At 46.5% G+C, this 2,839-nt stretch carries 2 protein-coding genes; both read right to left on the reverse strand.

What is annotated here, in order from left to right; genetic code table 11:
• Positions 1-15: 15 nt before the first annotated feature.
• Complete coding sequence (locus tag ACY692_RS14765; RefSeq protein WP_462326141.1) at positions 16-354, reverse strand: hypothetical protein; 339 nt, start codon at positions 352-354, stop codon at positions 16-18.
• Between the two features lie 397 nt (positions 355-751).
• Positions 752-2,344, reverse strand: a complete 1,593-nt coding sequence (locus ACY692_RS14770; RefSeq protein WP_462326142.1) for a hypothetical protein — start codon at positions 2,342-2,344, stop codon at positions 752-754.
• Positions 2,345-2,839: the final 495 nt, after the last annotated feature.

A 2,839-nucleotide genomic window follows, 5' to 3' on the forward strand; every position in this document is an offset into this window, starting at 1 on the left:
CTTCAAACAGCAAAGCTATCTCTCAAACGTTGCGCCAAAAGTTCCAAAACGTCCGCTTGAGTAGATCTTCCCCTGTGGATGTGGCCTTTCGACGAACTCGCCACTCGGTAAGCTGATAAATTCTTGTGCATCCATATCATCCAGGTATTTTGAGAATCCGTTATTACGTAGCGCATTCTCCGCTTCAGAACGGTATGAAAAAGACATCTCATCGAAGACCCCGCAAGTATCACCATAGAACACGACCAGTACATCGTCTTTCCTATCAATGACTACCGCCCAGTTCTGCTGAAGAAAATCAACTATCTTAAACCAAGGATTTCTTGCCAGTTCTTTTGGTATGTCAGTGTACATGGTTATTCTCTTAATAATGCTGGATATTGGGACCGGACTTAGACAGCTACACGGAATATCATCATAAATCATCACCGGAAGGCCCTTTTATCCGCTTAAGCAGCCCCTTTTCCTCATAAAATTGGCTGTTTAAGCTGAGCGACCGTACCCGTTTTAGGTGCGTCAACAGGACTCACTGCTCTCAAGAAAAGGTAGTTTTCCATCATATCATGGACCTTTCGGGGCTACCTCTGTCGCTTATGCTTCTCATCTTCCCAACAAGATCCTTCAGCTCATCCCGTTTCTCATACAACCATTCCGCAACCCCGAGCATGTCGTTCCGGTCAGTCGTGCGGCCAGGAGATACATCCCGCCTGTGACGGGGGTGCTGGTAGATGATGGAAATCCCTCTGCGTTTTTAAAAGAAACTGCTTCTGGTTCTCAAGATCCAGAGGGCGATGCCGACATCCGAGGTAACCTCAATCTGAGGCGGTCTTTCCCCATGTCCATCACAGCTGTAGCTTGTCTCAATGCCGATATAGTGGAGCCATCTGACCAGACCGGCCATGTAGGTGTCCATGATGGAAAGATCGTCAGCGCGGCCACTCTCGGCTCCGCTATGCGCTTTTTCCACGATTCCCAGCCAGAGGGATTCGTCGACATACGCCTCGCGTGGCATAAAAATATCTTCCCGTATCTCTCCGAAACGCCCCTTTGCAAGTATTTTGTCCAGATAATTCCGATTGCCCGGGGTTTCCTCTTTCAGAGAAAAACCCTGGCCCTGTTCTTGGACAAGAAAACCGCTTCTTACGAGAATGCGTTTCCAGGGCATCAAGGCCTTGTTGGTTTCTTTGAGGCGATCTGGTAATTCATCCATCCATACCTCCCAGAGTATTTTGTAGGCCAAAGTGATGAACAAGCGGTCCCGTTCCTCACTGTAGTTCTTCCCACCATGAAACAGGTTGCATCGGACCTGATAAATCATGGCGAGCACATGGGGCCAGTCAACAGGAATGGTCTCGTTGTTTTGCCAATGATCATGGGCACAGGCCGGAGCAAATGCCGGGTATCGATCATTGGGGTTATTCTTATTTTCGATGAACGGGTTCTGCTTGAAAACTCTTTCCACAAAATCCTTTCTGGATTCCCTCGTATTCCATGGCTGAATACCGTTGTTCCTCAACCACAATGCCTGAAACACCGGACCCAGAGCCAGAAATTCATCCACATCCCTGGCAAATGACCCATCTTGCCGATAGAGATCATCGAATCGTCCGGAAAGTTTCCGGTCCTTGGCCATGCAGTGGACCAGATAGGCGTCGATATGATTTTTCGTCATGTCCTCCACGATCTGGGAGGCCCAGGCGTTCACCGTGACCCAGAGATAGATGAGACGCTCGGCCGCATTCTGCTCACCGGTTGCCTTGAACCGCCTGATCCATGACCTGGCAAAATCCCACAGCGCCCTTGTATCCTCGCTCCTCTTCAGGGGATTCTCAGCATCTTTGGCTCGCCAAGTCAGTTTTCTGCAGCTGGGCGCAATGCTATTACTCGCGGCCCTGTTATTGGCCAGCTCTCGTTTTAATAAACTCATCAAATTTTTATTTCTCTCTTTCCCTTTACTGCTTACTCCCATCAGACCTGCATCATATTTTTTTACGATTTTTTCGTATAGTGATATCAATTCATTTTCTTTGATATTATTTTGTCGAAGATATTCATTCAAATCTATTTTGTTGATATTTCTTCTTGTAACATTGATCCGGAGTGTACTACATGTAGAATCGAAAAAGCCCAAAAATCCATAGGCAGATTCATACAATTTCAGTCTTGATTTTGCCCATCTTTTATCATTTTCAGGATATATTTTTGCCAAAAGTCTGTGTATTTCGTTCCTGGAAAAACCTTTGTTAATCAATGTGACTATTATAATGGTCTGCTTATCTCTGTATTGGGTGAGTTCTTGTATTAATGCATCTTCTTCTGAAATTTCATATTCATGATAGGACATCACCACGCTCCTAGTTACATTCCCTGTAGCTGTCTTGTTTCCCGAGTCTTTCACATTCGTCTTGACTACACCCTGGGGTCTTCCCCATCGAACCAACCAAAATCATTGTATTGTTGCTTCAAAAAAGCCGATTATCCAGCCTGCGACATGCAGAAGATCGAAATTGCAAAAAAAGTTATCACCAGGTGATATCTGGGCAGGGCCTCTGCATCTATCCGGGATATCATCATAAATTATCCCGAAAAGGCCCTTTTATCCGCTTAAACCAAATCTGCTTTGAAACCCGTAGTTTTTGAGGGTACCGACATATCACGTCCAAAACCATAGATTTCCGGCAACCCGTTTGCTTTTCTGCACCTCCCGGGGCGCAGAAAAGCGGGCGATTCTTGAATCGCCCCTACAGGTCTGCGGTATATCATCGGGACTCAATGGAAACTCTGCCTTATCGGGGTCGGACCTCGGCATCTATCCGGGATGTCATCATAAACCATCCCC

The organism is Desulfoplanes sp., from assembly GCF_054921335.1.

Coding starts and splice junctions, on each gene's coding strand:
- ACY692_RS14765 (WP_462326141.1), bottom strand. CDS start 354: ATGTACACTGACATACCAAAAGAACTGGCAAGAAATCCTTGGTTTAAG.
- ACY692_RS14770 (WP_462326142.1), bottom strand. CDS start 2,344: ATGTCCTATCATGAATATGAAATTTCAGAAGAAGATGCATTAATACAA.